This window comes from Streptomyces sp. NBC_01669, from assembly GCF_026339735.1.
GTDB lineage: Bacteria > Actinomycetota > Actinomycetes > Streptomycetales > Streptomycetaceae > Streptomyces > Streptomyces yanii.
This window is the reverse complement of sequence record NZ_JAPEQG010000001.1, coordinates 7,031,905-7,052,574: the sequence shown is the minus strand read 5'-3', so window position 1 is coordinate 7,052,574 and position 20,670 is coordinate 7,031,905. Positions and strand designations below refer to the sequence as shown.

The 20,670-nt window shown below is 71.5% G+C and carries 15 protein-coding genes; 3 read left to right on the top strand and 12 right to left on the bottom strand.

Annotation, left to right across the window (positions count from 1 at the left end; all coding sequences use genetic code 11):
* Nucleotides 1–93: 93 nt before the first annotated feature.
* The 9 genes from OG972_RS31610 to OG972_RS31570 all read right to left on the bottom strand — a co-directional run bounded on the left by OG972_RS31610 (nucleotide 94) and on the right by OG972_RS31570 (nucleotide 11,193).
* Nucleotides 94–1,212 (bottom strand): pseudouridine synthase, encoded by a 1,119-nt coding sequence (locus tag OG972_RS31610; RefSeq protein ID WP_266987271.1) that lies wholly within the window; start codon nucleotides 1,210–1,212, stop codon nucleotides 94–96.
* On the bottom strand, nucleotides 1,212–1,868 hold the full coding sequence (scpB, locus tag OG972_RS31605) for an SMC-Scp complex subunit ScpB (RefSeq protein WP_266987269.1): 657 nt from the start codon (nucleotides 1,866–1,868) through the stop codon (nucleotides 1,212–1,214). The genes OG972_RS31610 and scpB overlap by 1 nt, the downstream gene beginning before the upstream one ends.
* Entirely contained in the window at nucleotides 1,865–3,061 is a 1,197-nt protein-coding gene (locus OG972_RS31600) for a ScpA family protein (protein WP_266987267.1), read from the bottom strand. Before OG972_RS31600 ends, scpB begins: the two co-directional genes overlap by 4 nt.
* Nucleotides 3,062–3,205: 144 nt before the next feature.
* Complete coding sequence (locus OG972_RS31595; RefSeq protein WP_266990839.1) at nucleotides 3,206–3,811, bottom strand: hypothetical protein; 606 nt, start codon at nucleotides 3,809–3,811, stop codon at nucleotides 3,206–3,208.
* Nucleotides 3,808–4,926 carry a ParA family protein gene (locus OG972_RS31590; protein WP_266987265.1) on the bottom strand — a complete coding sequence of 373 codons (1,119 nt, stop codon included), beginning with the start codon at nucleotides 4,924–4,926 and terminating at the stop codon, nucleotides 3,808–3,810. The genes OG972_RS31595 and OG972_RS31590 overlap by 4 nt, the downstream gene beginning before the upstream one ends.
* A 368-nt stretch (nucleotides 4,927–5,294) precedes the next feature.
* A complete protein-coding gene (ald, locus tag OG972_RS31585) occupies nucleotides 5,295–6,410 on the bottom strand; it encodes an alanine dehydrogenase (RefSeq protein WP_266990837.1) in 1,116 nt (371 codons plus the stop codon).
* A gap of 143 nt (nucleotides 6,411–6,553) precedes the next feature.
* Nucleotides 6,554–8,617, bottom strand: a complete 2,064-nt coding sequence (locus OG972_RS31580; protein ID WP_266987263.1) for a tetratricopeptide repeat protein — start codon at nucleotides 8,615–8,617, stop codon at nucleotides 6,554–6,556.
* A gap of 174 nt (nucleotides 8,618–8,791) precedes the next feature.
* Nucleotides 8,792–9,418: an NUDIX hydrolase gene (locus tag OG972_RS31575; protein ID WP_266987261.1), complete on the bottom strand. Its 627-nt coding sequence runs from the start codon at nucleotides 9,416–9,418 to the stop codon at nucleotides 8,792–8,794.
* An 89-nt stretch (nucleotides 9,419–9,507) separates the two neighbouring features.
* Complete coding sequence (locus OG972_RS31570) at nucleotides 9,508–11,193, bottom strand: CTP synthase (protein WP_266987259.1); 1,686 nt, start codon at nucleotides 11,191–11,193, stop codon at nucleotides 9,508–9,510.
* Nucleotides 11,194–11,599: 406 nt separating this feature from the next.
* Between OG972_RS31570 and OG972_RS31565 the strand changes: the two genes are divergently transcribed.
* From OG972_RS31565 to OG972_RS31555, 3 genes are all read left to right on the top strand, one after another.
* A complete protein-coding gene (locus OG972_RS31565; RefSeq protein WP_266990835.1) occupies nucleotides 11,600–13,402 on the top strand; it encodes a glycoside hydrolase family 15 protein in 1,803 nt (600 codons plus the stop codon).
* 109 nt (nucleotides 13,403–13,511) lie between these two features.
* On the top strand, nucleotides 13,512–14,936 hold the full coding sequence (locus OG972_RS31560) for an FAD-binding oxidoreductase (RefSeq protein ID WP_266990833.1): 1,425 nt from the start codon (nucleotides 13,512–13,514) through the stop codon (nucleotides 14,934–14,936).
* 95 nt (nucleotides 14,937–15,031) lie between these two features.
* A complete protein-coding gene (locus tag OG972_RS31555) occupies nucleotides 15,032–16,675 on the top strand; it encodes a PucR family transcriptional regulator (protein ID WP_266987257.1) in 1,644 nt (547 codons plus the stop codon).
* A 43-nt stretch (nucleotides 16,676–16,718) separates the two neighbouring features.
* On the opposite strand, the gene OG972_RS31550 is transcribed toward OG972_RS31555, so the two are convergent.
* The 3 genes from OG972_RS31550 to recN all read right to left on the bottom strand — a co-directional run bounded on the left by OG972_RS31550 (nucleotide 16,719) and on the right by recN (nucleotide 20,670).
* A complete protein-coding gene (locus OG972_RS31550; RefSeq protein WP_266987255.1) occupies nucleotides 16,719–17,819 on the bottom strand; it encodes a glycosyltransferase family 4 protein in 1,101 nt (366 codons plus the stop codon).
* A gap of 185 nt (nucleotides 17,820–18,004) precedes the next feature.
* Nucleotides 18,005–18,775 (bottom strand): hypothetical protein, encoded by a 771-nt coding sequence (locus OG972_RS31545; RefSeq protein ID WP_266990831.1) that lies wholly within the window; start codon nucleotides 18,773–18,775, stop codon nucleotides 18,005–18,007.
* Nucleotides 18,776–18,924: 149 nt separating this feature from the next.
* Nucleotides 18,925–20,670 (bottom strand): DNA repair protein RecN, encoded by a 1,746-nt coding sequence (gene recN / locus OG972_RS31540; RefSeq protein WP_266987253.1) that lies wholly within the window; start codon nucleotides 20,668–20,670, stop codon nucleotides 18,925–18,927.

Below are 20,670 nucleotides of genomic sequence, written 5' to 3'. Positions count from 1 at the left end.
GCAAAAGGCCCGCGACCGATTCCTGTTCGAAAATCGAAAACAGGAACCGGCCGCGGGCCGGAGAGCGGACGGAACCGCGGGCGGAGGGGGGCCCTAGAGACCGACCTCCCGCATCAGCATGCCCACCTCGGTGTTGGTGAGGCGGCGGAGCCAGCCGGACTTCTGGTCGCCCAGCGGGATCGGCCCGAAGGACGTCCGTACGAGCCGCTCGACCGGGAAGCCCGCCTCGGACAGCATCCGGCGGACGATGTGCTTGCGGCCCTCGTGGAGGGTCACCTCGACCAGGTAGTTCTTGCCGGTGTTCTCGACGACCCGGAAGTGGTCGGCGCGGGCGTACCCGTCCTCCAGCTGGATGCCGTCCTTGAGGCGCTTGCCCAGCTCGCGCGGGAGCGGTCCCTGGATGGCTGCCAGATAGGTCTTCTTCACGCCGTACTTGGGGTGGGTGAGACGGTGGGCCAGCTCGCCGTGGTTGGTGAGCAGGATGATGCCCTCGGTCTCGGTGTCCAGCCGGCCGACGTGGAAGAGACGCGTCTCACGGTTGGTGACGTAGTCGCCGAGGCACTGGCGGCCGTCCGGGTCCTCCATCGAGGAGACGACACCGGCGGGCTTGTTCAGCGCGAAGAAGAGATACGACTGGGCGGCGACGGTCAGACCGTCGACCTTGATCTCGTCCTTGTGCACATCGACGCGCATGCCCTGCTCGACGACGATCTGCCCGTTGACCTCGACACGGGACTGCTCGATCAGCTCCTCGCACGCGCGGCGCGAGCCCATGCCGGCTCGGGCGAGGACCTTCTGCAGGCGCTCACCCTCCTGCTCGGCGCCCGGAAATGTCTTGGGCGTCTTGATGTCGGGCTTGTTCGCGTACCTGTCCCGGTTGCGCTGCTCGATCTTGGCGTCGAGCTCGCGCGGACGGGACGGGGCGCCCTGCGGTCCACGCCGCGGGCCGCCGCTCCTGCCGCCGCCCTGCGCGGTCTTCGGCCCGCCCTTGGCGCCACCGCGCGCCGCGGCCCCGCGGCCCTTGCGGGGGCCGTCGCCGCTCTTCTCGCCGGCACCGGTCGTGCCGCCCACGTCGTAGCGGCGCTCCTCGGGCCGGGGCCGGCGGGGACGCTGGTCCTGCCGGTCGTCACGCCCGGCGCCGCCACCCCGGGGGTTCCGGTTGCCGCCGCTCTTGCCGCTGCCGCTTCCGCTGTTCCTGCCACTGCTTCGCATCAAAATTCCGTCTTGTCGTCTGCGTGAGTATCCGGGGTGTCCGGTGCGTCCGGATCGAACGACGGCACACCCTCTAGCGTCTCAGCCTCGATCGCGTCCGCCTCGGGGAGAAAGGGCGCGAGCTCCGGGAGCTCATCCAGGCCGCGCAGGCCCATCCGCTCCAGAAAGTAGTTCGTCGTCCTGTACAGGATCGCACCTGTTTCGGGTTCCGCGCCCGCTTCCTCGACCAGGCCCCTCTGCAGGAGGGTCCGCATCACGCCGTCACAGTTCACACCACGCACCGCGGAGACGCGTGAGCGGCTGACCGGCTGCCGGTACGCGACCACTGCCAGGGTCTCCAGAGCCGCCTGGGTGAGCCGGGCCTGCTGGCCGTCCAGCACGAAGCCCTCGACGGCCTCCGCGTACTCCGGGCGCGTGTAGAAGCGCCAGCCGCCCGCGACCAGCCGGAGATCGAAACCGCGGCGCTGCACGGTGTACTCGTCGGCCAGCTCCCGCAGCGCATCGGCGACGGCCCGCCGGGGCCGCTGCAACACCTTGGCCAGGTGTTCCTCGGTGGCGGGCTCGTCGACGACCATCAGGACCGCCTCCAGGGCGGGCTTGAGATCGAGATCCGCGACGGTGGCGCCGATGCCGGCCTGCTCGCTGCGCTCACTCATGCCTCTGCGTCCTCCTGTACGTCCTGGTCGAACTCGTCCGTCACCCTCGGTGCGGCATCCGCTCCCCCGGCCCAGCGCACCATGAGCTCGCCGAGCGCCTCCTCCTGGTCGAGGGTGACGGCCTTCTCCCGGTACAGCTCCAGCAGCGCGAGGAACCGGGCGACGACGGTGAGGGTGTCCGCGGCGTCCTCGGTGAGCTGCCGGAAACTGATCTCCCCCGCCTCCCGCAGCCGCGCCACCACGATCTCGGCCTGCTCCCGCACACTGACCAGCGGGGCGTGGATGTGATCGACATACACCTGCGGCTTGGGCTTGGGCTGCATCGCCTTCACGGCGAGCCTGGCGAACCCCTCGGCGCCGATGCTGATCACCACCTCGGGCAGCAGCTCGGCATGGTGCGGCTCCAGCCCGACGGTCCGCGGAAAACGCCGCCCCTCGGACTCCAGCCGGGCGCTGAAGATCTCCGCGATGCGTTTGTACGCGCGGTACTGCAGGAGCCGCGCGAAGAGCAGGTCGCGCGCTTCGAGCAACGCGAGATCCGCCTCGTCCTCGACCTCGGCGGCGGGCAGCAGACGGGCCGCCTTCAGATCGAGCAGGGTCGCGGCGACGACGAGGAACTCGGTGGTCTGGTCGAGATCCCAGTCCGGTCCCATGGCCCGGATGTGGGCCATGAACTCATCCGTGACCTTGGAGAGAGCGACTTCGGTCACATCGAGCCTGTGCTTGGAGATGAGCTGCAGAAGAAGATCGAACGGCCCCTCGAAGTTGGCGAGCCGAACGGTGAACCGCCCGTCGCCCGCGGGTTCAGCGAGGTCCGTGGGCCCAGCGGAATCCGGCAGCTCCAGCTCTGCGGGCTCTTCGGACACCACGGGCTCTTCGGGCTCCACGGGCTCTGCGAGCTCCGCGGGTTCTGTGGCGGCAGCGGGGCCGCCGGCATCCGCGGACGCGGTGCCGTGCCCGTCCGCCGCGGTCGCCCCGTCGCCGTGCGCCGACCTCACGTCGCCATATGTGACCACCGAGGACTCCGTGGTCCCGGCGACGGGGAGAGGCGCGGCAGGCGGCACGACCGGGGCATCGGCCTCCCCCGGCCCCCCGGTCGCCGACGGCTCCTCCGCACCCTGCGCAGGCCGGCCCCCCGGACCGCGCCCCAGGGGGCGCCGAGGCGTGCGGGCGGGCTCGTCGTTCGTCGGCATGGAGGTCCAGGGTGCGGCGGGATACGGGCGGCGGGCGGCAGCCCGTTCAGGACGGACCTGACCACCGGGCGGCGGTGACCGCTACGGTACGGTCCGCCCGCCGAGCAGCGCGGCTCTCCGGGCAGGCTACCGGCGCCCCGCCGGTCAGCGGCCGCGCAGCCGCCGTACGAGGATGCTCGCGTCGCCCCGCGCCTCCAGGTCCGCGAGGACCACCGCGACCGCCTCACGGACGATCCGACCGCGGTCGACGGCGAGCCCGTGCTCACCGCGCAGCACGAGACGCGCGTGCTCGAGGTCCATCAGTTCCTCGGCGGAGACATAGACGGTGATCTTCTCGTCGTGGCGTTCCCGGCCGCTCGGCCGCCGGTTCGCGCCGCGCCCGCCTCCGCGCCTGCGCTGCTGCTGGACGGCCGGAACGGCCTCCTGCTGCGCGGCGGCGGAAGGGGAGGAGGTCGAGGGGCGGCGGGCCGCCTGCGCGGCCACGGCCACCCGGTCGCTGTCGTCGCCGCGGCTGCGGGAATCCCCCGCGTCGGCGTCCGCCGACGCGTGCTCCTCCTGGGAGGGTACGGCGCCGGCCTCGGCCGCTCCCCCGGTCGCTCCGGAGCTGTCCGCCGCAGTCTCGTTCTCACCGGCCGGAGCCGGCACCCGCGCCTCGCCGTTCGCCTTGCGCCGCCGGTCCGCGGGGGACGAGGACTGCAGCCCCATCCCCCCGGTGGTACGGAACAGTTCGTCGGCCCCGGGCAGACTCACTCGGCGTGACACCGGGCGAGCACCTCCCTGGCGAGCTGGCGATAGGCGGCGGCACCGACCGAGTTGGAGGCGTACGTGGTGATGGGCTCACCGGCGACCGTGGTCTCCGGGAATCGCACCGTGCGCCCGATCACCGTGTGGTAGACGTGCTCGTCGAAGGCCTCGACGACCCGCGCGAGCACCTCGCGGCTGTGCACCGTACGGGAGTCGTACATGGTCGCAAGGATGCCGTCGAGCTCCAGCTCCGGGTTGAGCCGCTCCTGGACCTTCTCGATGGTCTCGGTGAGCAGCGCCACGCCGCGCAGCGCGAAGAACTCGCACTCGAGCGGCACTATCACCTTGTGAGCGGCCGTCAGGGCGTTCACGGTGAGCAGGCCCAGCGAGGGCTGACAGTCGATCACGATGTAGTCATAGTCGGCCATCAGCGGCTTCAGGGCGCGCTGCAGCGTGGACTCCCGGGCCACCTCGCTGACCAGCTGCACTTCGGCAGCCGACAGGTCGATGTTGCTCGGCAGGAGGTCCATGTTGGGCACGGCGGTCTTCAGGAGGACATCGTCGGCCGACATGCCCCGCTCCATGAGCAGGTTGTAGACCGTGAGGTCGAGCTCCATCGGGTTGACGCCGAGACCGACGGACAGGGCGCCCTGCGGGTCGAAGTCGACGAGCAGGACACGGCGTCCGTACTCCGCGAGTGCGGCACCCAGGTTGATGGTCGACGTGGTCTTGCCGACGCCGCCCTTCTGGTTGCACATCGCGATGATCTTCGCGGGACCGTGGTCGGTCAGCGGACCCGGGATCGGGAAGTAGGGCAGGGGCCGGCCGGTCGGGCCGATCCGCTCGCGGCGCTGGCGGGCAGCGTCGGGCGCGAGGGTGGCCGCGTACTCCGGATCGGGCTCGTACTCGGCGTCGGGGTCGTAGAAGTGCCCCTGGGGCACCTCGTCGAAGTCGGCGAAGTGGGCGGTCTCTCGGCCACTCTCGTTGCCGGCCATGGCGTTCACGTTTAGGCCGTCCATCATCTGGGGGGCTGTCGTCATGTACTGGTGGGTGGCGAAGGTGCGGACAGCGACGGAGCCGACAGCCTCCAGCCCGATCGGGCTCTGGCCCCGTGCAGGCATCCCTGGTTGAACACCCCCGGGAGTAAATGTCGACTCATTCACAAGTCGTCTTACCTCCTTGGACGTGACCAGGAAACTTATCGATAGGTCAGCGTGACACCATGCCGACGATTGGCGACTCTATGGCGTGTCACCGGTTCGCAGCAACACAATCCGCCGGACCCGGCCCGATGTGTCGGCAATCGAACACCCCCCTGTCAAGGGTGTGCAGTCACTCCGGCGCACATTTCACAACCGTACGAAACGGGTAAAAGGTTACGTTCGACGCGAGTTGGACAAGGGCCTCGCGGGGGCCGACACACGTCCGGCCGGACCTTGCTCGGCAAGGTCCGGCCGGACGTGCAGGGTTGACGGGATGTGTTGACTCGTCAGCCGAGAAGCGTGCTCAGCTCGACGTGCTCCAGGCCGTGCGCCTCCGCCACCTCGCGGTAAACGACCTGGCCCTCATGGGTGTTGAGGCCCTTGGCGAGCGCGGCGTCGCGGCGCAGCGCCTCGACCCAGCCGCGGTTGGCGAGCTCCAGGATGTACGGCAGCGTCGCGTTGGTGAGCGCGTACGTGGAGGTGTTCGGCACCGCGCCGGGCATGTTGGCGACGCAGTAGAAGACCGAGTTGTGGACCGTGAAGGTCGGGTCGGCGTGCGTCGTCGGGTGCGAGTCCTCGAAGCAACCACCCTGATCGATTGCAATGTCGACAAGTACACTTCCGGGCTTCATCTTGGCGACGAGCTCGTTGGTGACCAGCTTCGGGGCCTTCGCGCCGGGGATCAGCACGGCGCCGATGACGAGGTCCGCCTCGACGACGGCCTTCTCCAGCTCGAAGGCGTTGGAGACGACGGTCTTGACCTTGGTGCCGAAGACCTTGTCGGCCTCACGCAGCTTGTTGATGTCCTTGTCGAGCAGCGTGACATGGAAGCCGAGACCGACGGCGATCTGCGTGGCGTTCCAGCCGGAGACGCCGCCACCGATGACGACGGCCTCACCGGGGGCCGTGCCCGGGACGCCGCCCGGCAGCACACCGCGGCCGCCGACCGAGCGCATCAGGTGGTAGGCGCCGACCTGGGGGGCCAGGCGGCCCGCAACCTCGGACATCGGGGCGAGCAGCGGGAGTGCGCGGTTCGCGGTCTCGACGGTCTCGTACGCGATGGCAGTGGTGCCGGACTCCAGCAGCGCGTCCGTGCACTCGCGGGAGGCGGCGAGGTGCAGGTAGGTGAAGAGCGTCTGGTCCTTGCGGAGGCGGTGGTACTCCTCGGCGACCGGCTCCTTGACCTTCAGCAGCAGGTCGGCGGTGGCCCAGACCTCGTCGGCGGTGGGCAGGATCTGCGCCCCGGCGGCGGCGTACTCCTCGTCCGTGATCGAGGACCCGGCGCCGGCGTTCTGCTCGACGACGACCTGGTGGCCGTTGCGGACGAGCTCATGCACACCGGCGGGCGTGATGGCCACGCGGAACTCGTTGTTCTTGACTTCGCGGGGGATGCCGACCTTCACGTCGATCACGGTCCTTGACTCAGAGGGTTACTCGGGCATGGCGGTACATACCCGGACACACTTAGTGTAAATGGAGACACCACGGAGGTCCGCGGCAGAGCCAGTCTAATGAAGGGCTTCCCGCTGTCTAGCCTTACAAAGCATTAATTTTCTGCCGACGCACTGCGGATTTCGTAGGTAGGGCCCTTCTCTCCCAGCAGTCTGTCCGCCATTCCACGGTGCAGCCGGGCCGCAGCGGGGTCTCCGAGCCGTTCGAGGGTGTCGGCCAGCCGGAGCTCCAGCGCCGCCTGCAGGCGTACGTCCTTGGCCCGCCGCGCCCACTCCACGGCCTCCTGGCAGGTCTGCAGCGACTCCTGCGGCCGCCCCGCGTACTCCTGCACCCTCGCGGCCTCACTGAGCGCCCGCGCCTGGGCGGGCAGGTCACCGAGCCTGCGGTATCCGGCCGCCGCGGCCCGCCAGTTCCGCAGCGCCTCGCCGTACCGCCCGGCATAGGTGTGGACGGCGCCGAGCCGCCCGTACAACCGCGCCTCGTCGGCGCGCTCGCCCTGGGTGAGCCGCTGGGCGAGCGCCCGGCCGAACCAGTCGGAGGCCCGGTGGAAGTCCCCCAGCTCGGCATAGGCGCCGCCTACGGATTCCATCGCCCTGCCGGTCGCGTACGGATCCTTCGCCGCCCGTCCGGCGTCCAGCGCGGCCCGGTATCGGGCCAGCGCCTCCTTCGTGCGCCCGGTCCTGGCATCCAGATCGGCGAGATTGAGCAGCGCGGCAGCCTGCTCACGGGGCAGCTCGCGCCGCTCGGCGACGGCCAGGACCAGTCCGTGCAGCCCGTACAGATCGGGTGCGGCGGCCTCGGTGCCCTGGTGCGCGGCCATCGCCCGCACCAGCGCGGCCACCAACCGCCGTGCCAGGGTGTCGAGTTCACCGTCCTCGACGGCGATCCGGGCGGAAGCCAGCAGAGCGGGCCGGTGGATCCGCAGCCAGGCGGCGGCCGCTTCGGGATGCGGGAAGCGCAGCGAGCGCGGCAGCCCGGCGAGCTTCTTGCGGGCCGGGGAGCCCTCCGGCTCCGTGACCGCCCGGCAGGACTGCAGCTGCCGTACGGTCCGCTCCAGCATCCGGGCCCGGGCCAGCTGGATCTCGGCCGGCCGGTCCCGGTCCGCCAGCAGGGCGCGCAGCAGCGGGACGAGGCAGCCGGGCACCTCGTACTGCGACAGCTCCGCACCATCGGTCCGCAGCAGGCCCAGCCGGACGAAGTCGTCGAGGGTCGTCTGGGCGGCCGAGACCGAGCAGCCGGCCAGCGCGGAGGCGGTGTGGGCGTCGGCGAGTCCGCCAGGGGCGAGCGCGAGCAGGCGCAGTATCCGGGCGGCGGGCGGCGGCAGGGACTCGTGGACCAGCCGGAAGGCACGGGCCAGCGGGCGGGCACCGGTGGACTGCTCGTCGTCGTCCGGCAGCTCGTGCAGCTGCTTGGTGACGTCGGCGACCGATGCCATCGGATGGGTGGCGAGCCAGCCGCCGATCATGACGAGGGCGGCCGGCTGCCCGCCGCACTCCTCGGCGAGGGTCTCGGCGGTCCGCGGGTCGACGGTGATCCTGACCTGGCCGATGTCGCGGGCCAGCAACTGGACGGCGGAGCCCGCGTCGAGGCCGCCGACGGTGCAGGGCCGGACGCCGGGAATGCCGGTCAGCGGGCCCTGCGCGGTGGCGACGACGAGGCAGTCCGGGTTGTCCGGCAGCAGCGGGTCGACCTGCTCGGCGTCGGCCGCGTCGTCGAGCAGCAGCAGGACGCTCCGTGCGGCGAGGGCCTCGCGGACCATCTCGGACAGTTCGTCACCGTCCGCGCCGGGCGGGCCGGTGACGTCCAGTTGGTCGAGGAGCTCGCGTGCCGTGCGCTCGGTGGGAACAGGGACGCCGCCGGGTTCGGTGAGCCGGACCCGGAGCAGCCCGTCGGGGTAGTCGCCGGACTCCATGAGCCCGCGGGTGAGTTCCTCGGCGAGTGCGGTGCGTCCGGAGCCGGGGCGTCCGGCGATCAGCAGGACCCGGGCACGGGCGGTCTTGCGGCCGGCCAGGGTGTCCAGCCCGGCCCGTTCGATATCGGCCCTCAGTTCCTTCAACTCGCGTTCGCGGCCGAAGAATCGGGGTGGTGCGGCGCCGGACGGCTCCTCGGTACCCGCTGCCGTCGCCGGGCCGCTGGTGTCCACCGCCTGATCCGTCACGGGCCACGCTCCACTTCGCTGCACGCGTTGCCCGCCGGGACTCCGGCCAGGGCATTCCGAGCGTAGTTCAGGCGTATGCGCCCTCAGGGTGGAGCGTGGCGGGGGCGTCCCCCGATCGGATCAGCTGCTCGTCCGATCGGAAGACTTATCGGCGTCCCGAATGGAGGCGGACCGTCAGACCTCGAACGGCCGGGCCGGCCACGGCGCCTCGGCCTGCCGCAACGAATCGATCCCGTCACCGGCGAGCACCGCCGCAAGCGCGAGGACGCCCACCACGAGGCAGTTGTTGTGCAGCTCCCCGGCGAGCACCCCCCGTACGAGCTCCTGCAGCTCCACCCGTGCCAGCTCCATGTCGGCCTCCTCCTCGGAGACCGCGAAACGCTCGCCGTCCGCCTCGGAGAGGTTCCGGGCGAGGAAGATCCGTACGGCTTCGTCGCAGCCGCCGGGCGTGGTGTAGACGTCGGTCAGCACGCGCCAGTCCTCGGCCTTGGCGTACGCCTCCTCGTAGAGCTCGCGCTGCGCCGCGTGCAGCGGGTTCTCACCGGGGACGTCGAGCAGTCCGGCGGGGATCTCCCAGAGCTTGTGGCGCACGGGGTGCCGGTACTGCCGCAGGACGAGGACCCGGCCCGCGTCGTCGAGTGCGAGCACGGCGACCGACCCGGGGTGGACCTGGTAGTCGCGGCGGACGACCGCGCCGTCGGGCATCACCACGTCATCGGTGCGGACGCTGGTCTTGTTGCCCGTGAAGGGGGTCTCGGTCGCAGTGACCTGCCACTCCTCGGGCGTGTCCTGGATAACCATCTACGTCCTCCCACAAAAAACAGAAACCGGGGTACGGATCCTCGATCGATCCGTACCCCGGTCAACGGTAACGCCTGCCTGCCGCCGGACTACTTGCCCGACGTGGCGCCCTGCTTGCTGTCTGCCCCGGCGCCCGTCTTGCGCTCGACGGCCGCCTTCACCAGGCCCGCGAAGAGCGGGTGCGGGCGGGTCGGGCGGGAACGGAGCTCCGGGTGCGCCTGGGTGGCGACCAGGTAGGGGTGGATCTCGCGCGGGTACTCGACGTACTCGACGAGCTTGTTGTCCGGCGAGGTGCCTGAGAAGACCAGACCGGCCTTCTTCTCCAGCTCGGCGCGGTAGGCGTTGTTGACCTCGTAGCGGTGGCGGTGACGCTCCTCCACGTACGGCTGGTCGTCGTACGCCTCACGGACCAGCGAGCCCTCCGCGAGCTTCGCCGGGTACAGGCCGAGCCGCATGGTGCCGCCCAGGTCGCCCGCGCCCTCGACGTAGGCGAGCTGCTCCTCCATCGTCGAGATGACGGGGTGCGAGGTGGCGGCGTCGAACTCGGTGGAGTTGGCGTCGGGGATCTCGGCGAGGTTGCGCGCCGCCTCGATCACGATGCACTGCAGGCCGAGGCAGAGGCCGAGCAGCGGCACCTTGTTCTCACGGGCGTACTGAATGGCGCCGATCTTGCCGTTGACACCGCGGTCGCCGAAGCCGCCGGGGACGCAGATCGCGTCGACGTCGGAGAGCTGCTTGGCGGCACCGGCCGGGGTCTTGCAGTCGTCGGAGGCGACCCACTTGACCTTGACCCGGGCCTTGTTCGCGAAGCCGCCGGCCCGGATGGCCTCGGTGACGGAGAGGTACGCGTCGGGCAGGTCGATGTACTTGCCGACGAGCGCGACGGTGACCTCGTGGTCGGGGTTGTGGACGCGGTCCAGCAGGTCGTCCCAGGTGGTCCAGTCGACATCGCGGAACGGCAGGTCGAGCTTGCGCACCACGTACGCGTCCAGACCCTCGGTGTGCAGCACCTTGGGGATGTCGTAGATCGACTTGGCGTCCACACAGGCCACCACAGCGGCTTCGTCGACGTCGCACATCAGCGAGATCTTGCGCTTGATGGCGGTCGGTACGTCACGGTCGGCACGCAGCACGATGGCGTCCGGCTGGATACCGATGTTGCGCAGCGCCGCGACGGAGTGCTGGGTGGGCTTGGTCTTGAGCTCGCCGGACGGGCCGATGTACGGCAGCAGCGAGATGTGCACGACGAAGACGTTGTCCCGGCCGACCTCGTGACGGACCTGGCGGACCGTCTCCAGGAACGGCAGCGACTCGATGTCGCCGACCGTGCCGCCGACCTCGGTGATGACGACGTCGACGTCGTCGGTGGCCATGCGGCGGATGCGGTGCTTGATCTCGTTGGTGATGTGCGGGATGACCTGCACGGTGTCACCGAGGTACTCGCCGCGCCGCTCCTTGGCGATGACCTGCGAGTACACCTGGCCGGTCGTGACGTTGGCGGAGCCGTCGAGGTCGACGTCGAGGAAGCGCTCGTAGTGGCCGATGTCCAGGTCGGTCTCGGCGCCGTCGTTGGTGACGAACACCTCACCGTGCTGGAACGGGTTCATCGTGCCCGGGTCGACGTTCAGGTAGGGGTCGAGCTTCTGCATGGTGACCCGAAGGCCCCGTGCCTTGAGCAGGGCACCCAGGCTGGAGGCAGTCAGACCCTTGCCGAGGGATGAGGCGACACCCCCGGTGACGAAGATGTGCTTGGTCGTCGTGGATGTGGGCTGCATAGCCAAAGGGGGCTCCCGTGGTCGCGGATCTTGAGGTGCGTATCGGCGTTGCCATCCGGAGATTCGGAGGTGCCGTCGCTGCGGTTCGGGGGCCTCGTCCGCTGTTGCTGACGACCACCGGTCCACGGGCTACCAGGGTATCAGCGACCGGGGGAGCCCGCTTCCGGCCACACCCGACACACTCGACGCACAGAATCACCGCACCGTGTTCACGCCCCACCCGTTCGGCGCAGACGTGTTGCCGGGACCGTCGCGCGGATCATGGACGTGCGTCGTATCCTGCTCGGACACTCGCCCCGGGCGAGTCATTGGAGCCCTCGGCTCACCACAACGACCCCTTGCAACGACCTCTTTACCCGCAGTAAGCGCCCCACGGGGCGACATGGCCGTTCGACTGGAGATGCACGTGGCCGGGCGCATCGAGGATTACGCACTCATCGGAGACATGCAGACCGCTGCCCTGGTCTGCCGGGACGGCACAGCGGACTGGCTGTGCCTGCCCCGCTTCGACTCGCATGCCATCTTCGCGGGACTGTTGGGTACCGAGGAGCACGGCTTCTGGCGCCTGGGCCCCGCGTACCCGACCGGGGCGGAGCCACCGGCGGCGGACCGGCGGCGCTACCGCGGGGACTCCCTCATCCTGGAGTCGGAGTGGGACACGCCGCGCGGCACGGTCCGCGTGACCGATTTCATGCCCCCTCGTGACGGCGCACCGCAACTGATCCGGATCGTGGAAGGGATCAGCGGCCGGGTGCCGATGCGCTCCGAGCTGCGCATGCGATTCAGCTACGGGCGGGTCATCCCCTGGGTGCACAAGGTCGACGGCCGTACGGTCGCGGTCGCCGGCCCGGACTCCGTCTGGCTGGACACACCCGCCGACACGTACGGCGAGAACCTGACGACGTACTCCGACTTCACCGTCGCACCCGGGGACCGGATCGCCTTCACCATCAGCTGGCAGCCCTCGCACCACGAGCCGCCCGGGCTGCCGGACCCCGAGGGATCGCTGGAGGCGACGGAGGACTTCTGGCGCGAGTGGGTCGAGCAGTGCACGTACCACGGCCCCTACCGGGAGGCGGTGGTCCGCTCCCTGATCACCCTGAAGGCGCTGACGTACGCGCCGACCGGCGGCATCGTCGCCGCCCCGACCACCTCCCTGCCGGAGGACATCGGCGGCTCGCGGAACTGGGACTATCGCTACACCTGGCTGCGCGACGCGGCGATCACCCTCTCCTCGCTGCTGCGCACCGGCTACCGCGAGGAGGCCCGTGCCTGGCGCGAGTGGCTGCTGCGGGCCGTCGCGGGTGACCCGGAGAACCTGCAGATCATGTACGGCATCGCGGGCGAGCGCGAGCTGGGCGAGGCCGAGCTGGACTGGCTGCCCGGTTACGAGAACTCAGGCCCGGTCCGGGTCGGCAACGGCGCGGCGGGCCAGCTGCAGCTCGATGTGTACGGCGAGGTCATCGAGGCGCTGCACCTCGCCCACATGACGGGTCTGACCCGCAACGACTACGCGACGGGGCTCCAGCTCAAGCTGATCTCGTACCTGGAGAACCACTGGGACGAACCGGACGAGGGCATCTGGGAGGTGCGCGGGCCGCGCCGTCACTTCGTCCACTCCAAGGTCATGGCCTGGGTCGCCGTCGACCGCACCATCAAGCTGATCGAGTCCGGCGACATCGACGGCCCCCTGGAGCGGTGGCGGGAGCTGCGCGACGACATCCACCGCGATGTCTGCGAAAACGGCTACGACAAGGAACGCAACACCTTCACCCAGTCCTACGGGTCGAGGGAACTCGACGCTTCGCTGCTGCTGATCCCGCAGATGGGCTTCCTGCCGCCGGACGACAAGCGGGTCATCGGCACGATCGAGGCGATCCAGCGCGAGCTGTCCACCGAGGACGGCTTCGTGCTGCGCTACCCCACCAAGGGCGAGGACGCGGGCGTCGACGGTCTCGAGGGCGACGAGGGCGCGTTCCTGGCGTGCTCGTTCTGGCTGGCCGACGACCTGGCGATGATCGGACGGGTCGACGAGGCACGCCAGCTCTTCGAACGGCTGCTCTCGCTCCGCAACGACCTGGGGCTGCTCGCGGAGGAGTGGGATCCGCGGCTGCAGCGGCAGGTGGGGAACTTCCCGCAGGCGTTCAGCCATGTGCCGCTGATCGACACGGCGCTGAGGCTGACGGCGAGCGGCGCCTACGTCGGCTGACCGCCGGCTGCCGGATGCGTGGCTGGGCGGTGCTCCCGGGCCGGTGCGGCCCGGGAGCACCGCCCTAGGATGGAACTGACTTGTCACGCCCTCGGAAGGGGGCACCATGATGCCCCGCAGCACCACCGGCACCACCGGCACCAGCGACATCGCCGGTCCGACGGACCTCGCTGTGGACGGTCTCCGCCGCGACCTCACCGGCGAAGCCTTCGCACCCGGGGACGCCGGATACGACGAGGCGCGCATGATCTTCAACGGCATGATCGACCGGCGGCCCGCAGTGATCGCCCAGTGCGCGTCGGAGGCGGACGTGGCGCTGTCGGTCCGGTTCGCCCGTGAGCACGGCCTGGAGATCGCGGTCCGTGGTGGCGGTCACAGCGTCGCGGGCATGTCACTCACCGACGGCGGGCTGGTGGTCGACCTCCGCCGCCTGAACAGCGTGACGGTCTCCCCGAGCGACCAGGCGGCACGCGTCGGCGGCGGCGCGACGATGAGCGATCTGGACCGGGCAACCCAGCCGTACGGTCTGGCGACCACCGGTGGCCGGGCCTCCACCACCGGTGTGGGCGGCTTCACGCTGGGCGGCGGCTCCGGCTGGCTTGAGCGGAGATTCGGTCTGGCCTGCGACAACCTGCTGGCCGCCGAGCTGGTGACGGCGGACGGCAGCACCGTCCACGCGAGCCTCGACGAGAACCCTGAACTGTTCTGGGCGCTGCACGGCGGCGGCGGCAACTTCGGCGTCGCCACCTCGCTCACCCTCGACCTGCACGAGCTGCCGGAGATGTCCTTCGCGCTGCTGCTGTACCGCCCCGAGGCCGGTCCCGAAGTGCTGCGTGCGTACCGGGACCTGATGGCCTCCGCGCCGGACGAGGCCGGCGGCGCCCTTCTCTACATCACTGGGCCGCCCGAGGAATTCGTACCGGAGCATCTGGTCGGCACACTCGTCTGCGGAGTCCTGCTCACCTGTACCGGGCCGTCGGCCCGGGCCCGGGAACTGGCCGGGCCACTGCTCGCCGTCGACCACGAGTCCGAGGTGATCACCGACATCCCGTACGCGGATCTGCAGTGCATGCTCGACGACCCGCCCGGGATGCGGAACTACTGGTCCGCCGAGTACCTGGACTCCTTCCCCGACGAAGCGGTGGACCTGTTCTGCTCCCACGTCGCCGACATGCCCGTCCCCTCCGCTTCGCAGCACGTCCTCTTCCCGATGGGCGGCGCGGTGGCTCGCGGCCCCGCCGAGTACCCGCTGCCGTGGCGCACCGCTCGCTGGGCCGTGCACCCGTTCGGCATCTGGGAGAGCCCGTCCGACGACGAGCGCGGCCGCCAGTGGGTACGTCAGGTGCGCGCCGATGTGCGCCCCTGGTCCACCGGCGCCGTCTACCTCAACTTCATCGGGCGCGAGGGCTCGGGCCGGGTCGTCGCCGGGCTCGGCGCCGAGAACTACGCCCGGCTCGCCGCGGTCAAGGCCGCGTACGACCCTGACAACGTGTTCCACCTCAACCACAACGTCGAGCCTGCCGCCGCCCGGTGAACTCCCCCGAGGACGGCTCCGCAGCATCCGGCCGGTACCTTCCTGACCAGGGCGACAGCCCGCCCGACCCGAACGGAAGCACGAGGCCAGAACCAGTGGAGAACCAAGGCGGAATCACCGTGCAGCGCGCCCTGGAACTGCCGGGGCTGCGCAGCGGACTCCCCGAGGTGGTGGCCGGCGCGGACCGGCTGAACCGAACGGTGCGCTGGGTGCACGCGGGCGAGGTCCCGAACATCGCGTCCCTCCTCAAGGGCGGTGAGCTGCTCCTCACCACCGGTCTGGGGCTCGGCACCCGCCCCGCCGAGCAGCGCACCTTCGTGCGCAGGCTCGCCGACCGCGGGATCGCCGCCCTGGTGGTGGAGCTCGGCCCGCGCTTCAGCAGACTGCCCGCCTCGATCGTGGACGCCGCGCGGGCAGCCGGTCTGCCGCTCGTGCAGCTGCACCGCGAGGTGCCGTTCGTGACGGTGACCGAGGAGATCCACACCGAGATCGTCAACGGCCATTACGCGCTGCTGCGGCAGGCCGAGGACGTGCACCGGCGGTGCACGGAGGCGCTGCTCGGCGGCGGCGGGGTCCCGCAGGTGCTCGGCATTCTGGCGGACTTCACCGCCAACCCGGTCTTCCTGGAGACGGCGGACGGCCAGCTGCTGTACGCGGCGGGCACCGAGTCCGGTCCGGTCTCCGCCGATCCGCTCCAGGTGTGGGACGGGATGCGCGGCGGCCGGGCGGCCCGCGAGGCACCGCCCACGGGTGCGGTGCTGGTGGATGTGCCGGGCGGTGGCCCTGGGTCCGGCTCGGTACGGGCCAGGCTGGTACTCCTCGCGGTGTCCGGGCCGCTGGTGACGGTGCACCGGATGGCGGCGGAGCGGGCGGCGGGCATCCTCGCCGTGGTGCTGATGCAGGCCCGCCAGGAGGAGGAACTCGCCGCGCGCGGCCGCGGCGACTTCCTGACGGACCTCGCGGAGGGCCGGATCACACCGGAGGACGCACCCGCGCAGGCCCGCGTACTGGGCTTCAAGCCGGGCGGGGCGCCGCTGCTGCCGGTGGTGATGCGACTGGCCCCCGAGCTGTCCCCGTCGGGCAACTGGGCGCTGCTGGCGCGTGCGGTCCTGGAGGAGCTGTCATCGGTGGGCGTGCCGGTGCTGCTCGGCGTACGCCCCGTGGAGGGCAGGGTTCCGCTGCTGCTCGGCCTGCGGTCCGAGTCGGAGCGTACGGCGGTGGCCGACCGTGTCGCGGCGGCGCTGCGGGCCGGCGTCGAGCGGGCCGGGCTGGAGCGGGCGGGCTCTCATCCGCCGGTCGTGGTGGTCGGGGTCGCGGGCGGCTGGGCGGCGGCCGGGGCCGGGCTGCGGCACGCGGCGGAGACGGCGACGGCGGCGCAGGGGCTCAGCAATCGGCCCTGGTACGACGCCCGGCGCCTGGACATCGACCTGCTGCTGTGGCGACTGCGGGACCATCCGGACCTGGCGGCGTTCGTGGAACGGGCGATCGGTCCGCTGCGCGATCACGACCGCACCTCGCGCCCGCCACTGCTGCCCACCCTGGAGTCGTATCTCGCCCACGCGGGCCGCAAGGCGGAGACGGCCCGCGAACTGCACCTGAACCGCCAGACCCTCTACAACCGCCTGGCCCGCATCGGCGAGCTGCTGGGCACGGACCTGGACGACCCCCAGACGGTCCTGGCTCTGAGCCTGGCCCTGAGAGCCCGCCGCCACGCCAAACCGGGAGCGTCGGGCGACTGAGAACGAGACGGCCGCGGGACGCTCCGGCGTCCCCGTCGTCACCTCACCATCCCCGCCCGATCGCCAACGGCTGAGCCAACTCGTCGTACACACTGAGGACTTGCGCGACCGTGTCGTCCTCCGTGGGCCAACTCGCCGCCTGCACACGCCCCGTGCCGACCATCCGCTCCCGAGCCGCCGGGTCCCCCAGCAGCCGTACCACGACCCGCGCCATGGCCTCCGCGTTGCCGTACGGCACAAGTTCCGCCGCGTCCCCGACCAGTTCGGGCATCCCGCCCACCGCCGTGGCGACCAACGGCACCCCCATCCGCAGCGCCTCCTGCGCCACCAGCGACCGCGCCTCCCATCGGCTGGGCAACAGGGCCAGATCGGCGGCGGCGAGAAGCGCGGCGACGTCGTCGCGGCTCCCGATCAGCCTGACGGGCAGTTCCTCGTCCCGGACCCGCCGCTGGAGCGCACCCCGCTCCCGCCCCTCCCCCGCGATGACCAGCAGGGGTACGGGGTCGAGTTGACGCCACATCCGTGCCGCGTCGAGCAGCGTGTCGTACCCGTGATGCGGTACGAGACTGCCGACGGAGACGAGTAACGGCCGTCCGACCACGCCGAGTTCGGCCCGCGCCTTGCCATCGTCGCGAACAGCGGCGGGAATACGCGACAGAGGAATGGCGATCGGCGCCAGTCTCGCGTCGCGCGCGCCCCGCCGCCGCGCCCGGTCGACCAGATCCGACGACGTACCGAGCACAACGGCCGCCGCCCGGGCGGCCCTTCGCTCCAGAAGGTGGAGCAGTCGGCTGCGAGCACCTTCGGCGTACGCCCGGGTGTGCCAGGTCAGAACCAGGGGGGTGCGCCGCCCACCGAGCGCAAGACCCGTGCGTACGGCGGCGTGCAGCCCGTGCGCATGGACCACGTCCGCCCCCACGCAGGCGCCCCGCAGGGCGGCGACGGCGGCGGGGCCGCTGCGCCGCGGTACAGGGACGAAGCGGGCCCCCGTGCCGGAGAAGTCGTGGGCGCGGTCCAGTTCGGCCGGGGCGCAGACGGTGACGTGTACGCCTCTCGCCACCAGCCCTGCGGCCAGCGAGCTGACGTGAGCGCTGCTGCCCGCACTGCCGCCGCCCAGGACTTGGACCGTACGCAGCTGTGACACGTTGAATGGCTCCCGGGTCTACCGAGTCGGCGGTATGTGCACCGCCAAGGATGCCAGTCCGTACGAACGTTCCGGCGCCTCGGAGCCGTGGTTCCGGTGTACACAACGACAACCGGACGTGCGTTACCACCCGGACGGGTGAGGACAACGGTGCGATATTGCCACGCCGGCGACGCGGCGACGCGTCAGCGCCCCGACAGCACGTCACCGATCCGACAGCGCCGGGCGAGCCCGCTGATCCGGTCCCCGTTCACCGCCGCGGCCAGGACCCCCACCGCATGGGCGGCGAGCCCGCCGCGGCCGTTGCCTGCAACGATCGCGAGACCGACGGCCGCACCCAGGGCATGCGCGCCCGCGTCCCCGATCATGGTGCGTTCCCCCAGCTCCTCGGCGGCAAGGGCTGCCACGGCCCCCATCGGCGCGGCACCGAGTCCGCCCCGGACCAGCCCCGGGGCCCCGAGGGCGAACACGGTGGCGGTCGCGACGCCCGGCCGCAGGTCCGTCAGGTTGACGAGATGAGCGGTTCCGGCGATCACGACACCGGCGAGGATCCGGTCGACGGGCCGTTCCTTCAGCAGCGCGCCCGCAGCGAGCCCGGCCGCCCCGATGCCGAAGAGCTTCACGGCGCCACTGGTCACCTCGCCATGCCGCAGCGCGGTGAGATGGGCGCGGAACCCGCGGCGCGGATCGTCGGCGCCGGCAAAGTCGTCGTACGCCCCACAGCCCCCGGCGGCCAGCACGGCGAGGGTGGCGGCGGTCCGGGTGCGGGGCGGCAGTGGGAGCACGGCGGCCCCGGCTGCGGCACCGAGTGCGACGGCGGGCCCGGCATACAGATCGACGGTGTGCCCCGCGTAGTTGGTCCGCAACCACCCCGGGCGCGGCCGCCCCCGCAGCGCCCGGTACACCCCGCCCGCGACCCCGACGGCGACGGCACCAGCGGCGACCCTGCTGATCATTGCTCCCATGCCCGCCAGGCTACGAGTCCGCCCCGAGCGCTCGGACGCAGGGGCGCCGAGGCCCGCCCGCACACCGCACCGCAGACACCGAAGCCGGCCCGTCCCCGCGCCGAACGGCGAAGACGCCCCGCACAGCGGTGCGCCGCCGCCTACCCGTCCGTCCGCGCCGCGGCCAGCAGCTCCTCCGCATGCGCCCGCGCCGTCTCCGAGTCCTCCTGCCCCGCAAGCATCCGGGACAGCTCCCGTACCCGGTCCTCGCCCTCCAGGACCGTGACACCGCTCCGGGTCACCGCGCCGTCGACCGTCTTCTCGACCAGCAGCTGCCGGTCGGCGAACGCCGCCACCTGCGGCAGGTGCGTGACGACGACCACCTGCGCGGACTTGGCGAGCTTCGCCAGCCGGCGCCCGACCTCGACGGCCGCCTTGCCGCCGACGCCCGCGTCGACCTCGTCGAAGAGGTACGTGGGTACGGGGTCTGAGCCCGCGAACACCACCTCGACGGCGAGCATCACCCGGGACAGCTCACCGCCCGACGCGCCCTTGGCGATCGGCCGGGGCTGGGCACCGGGGTGCGGGGCCAGCAGCAGTTCCACCTCGTCGGCGCCGGACGGACCGTAGAGCACGCTCCGCCCGCCGATGTCGATGCCGGACGCCTCGTCCGCCGCGTCCGTCTGCCGGATGTCGAAGGAGACCCGGGCGTGCGGCATGGCAAGAGAGGCCAGTTCCTCGGTCACCGCTTCGGCGAAGAGTGCCGCCGCCGCCGTTCGCGCATCGGTCAGCGCCTGTCCGAGCCCGGAGAGTTCGGCCCGCAGCGCGTCCCGCTCGGCCGTCAGCTCGCCGATCCGGTCGTCGTCGCCCTCGAGTTCGGTGAGCCGGCCGGCCCCGTCCTCGGCCCAGGCGAGAACGGCGGCGATGTCCTCGCCGTACTTGCGGGTGAGCGCGGTGAGCGCGGCGCGCCGCTCCTCCACCGCGGCGAGCCGCAGCGGGTCGGCGTCCAGCTGGTCGGCGTACCCGGCCAGTTCGCCCGCCACATCGGCGAGCAGGATGGAGATCTCGCCGATCCGATCGGCGAGCGCGGCGAGCACCGGGTCGTGGGCGCGGACGGCGTCGAGCGACCGCCCGGCCGCGGCGACGACGGTCGTCGCGTCGACGCCCTCCTGGTCCTCCGGGTTGCCCGCGAGCGCGGCGTGCGCCAGGGCGGCCGCGGAGGCAAGCGCTTCGGCGTGACCGAGCCGTTCGGCCTCGGCGGCGAGATCGGTGTCCTCGCCGGGCAGCGGTTCGACGCCGGCGATCTCGTCCAGTCCGAAGCGCAGCAGATCCGCTTCCTGGGCTCGTTCGCGGGCGCGCGTGGTCAGCTCGTCGAGCTCCGTGACGACGGCCCGCAGCCGCCGGTACGCCGCCGCGTACTTGGCGTGGGGCACGGCGACGCCGTCGCCCGCATACCGGTCCAGGGCCTGCCGCTGCCGCGCGGGCTTGAGCAGCCCCTGCTGGTCGGTCTGGCCGTGCACGGCGACGAGTTCGTCGGCGAGTTCGGTGAGGACGCCCACCGGCACGGACCGTCCGCCGAGATGGGCGCGCGAGCGCCCCTCCGCGGAAACGGTACGGCTGATCAGCAGCGCACCCTCGTCGATTTCGGCCCCGGCCTCCTCGGCCCGTACCGCGGCCGCGTCACCGGCGGACACCGTGATCCGTCCCTCGACGACGGCAGCCTTGGCACCGATCCGCACCAGGGCGGGGTCGGCGCGCCCGCCGAGCAGCAGCCCCAGGCTGGTGACGACCATGGTCTTGCCCGCGCCGGTCTCGCCCGTCACCGCGGTGAACCCGGGTGACAGCTCCACCACCGCGTCGTCGATGACTCCGAGCGACCGTATCCGCATCTCCTCCAACACGGACAC

What these genes read in the sequence shown, in the direction of transcription:
- OG972_RS31570 (WP_266987259.1), bottom strand. Translation starts at nt 11,193, where the DNA reads ATGCAGCCCACATCCACGACGACCAAGCACATCTTCGTCACCGGGGGT.
- OG972_RS31590 (WP_266987265.1), bottom strand. Translation starts at nt 4,926, where the DNA reads ATGCCTGCACGGGGCCAGAGCCCGATCGGGCTGGAGGCTGTCGGCTCC.
- scpB (WP_266987269.1), bottom strand. Translation starts at nt 1,868, where the DNA reads ATGAGTGAGCGCAGCGAGCAGGCCGGCATCGGCGCCACCGTCGCGGAT.
- OG972_RS31610 (WP_266987271.1), bottom strand. Translation starts at nt 1,212, where the DNA reads ATGCGAAGCAGTGGCAGGAACAGCGGAAGCGGCAGCGGCAAGAGCGGC.
- OG972_RS31545 (WP_266990831.1), bottom strand. Translation starts at nt 18,775, where the DNA reads ATGATCAGCAGGGTCGCCGCTGGTGCCGTCGCCGTCGGGGTCGCGGGC.
- OG972_RS31560 (WP_266990833.1), top strand. Translation starts at nt 13,512, where the DNA reads ATGCCCCGCAGCACCACCGGCACCACCGGCACCAGCGACATCGCCGGT.
- OG972_RS31600 (WP_266987267.1), bottom strand. Translation starts at nt 3,061, where the DNA reads ATGCCGACGAACGACGAGCCCGCCCGCACGCCTCGGCGCCCCCTGGGG.
- OG972_RS31575 (WP_266987261.1), bottom strand. Translation starts at nt 9,418, where the DNA reads ATGGTTATCCAGGACACGCCCGAGGAGTGGCAGGTCACTGCGACCGAG.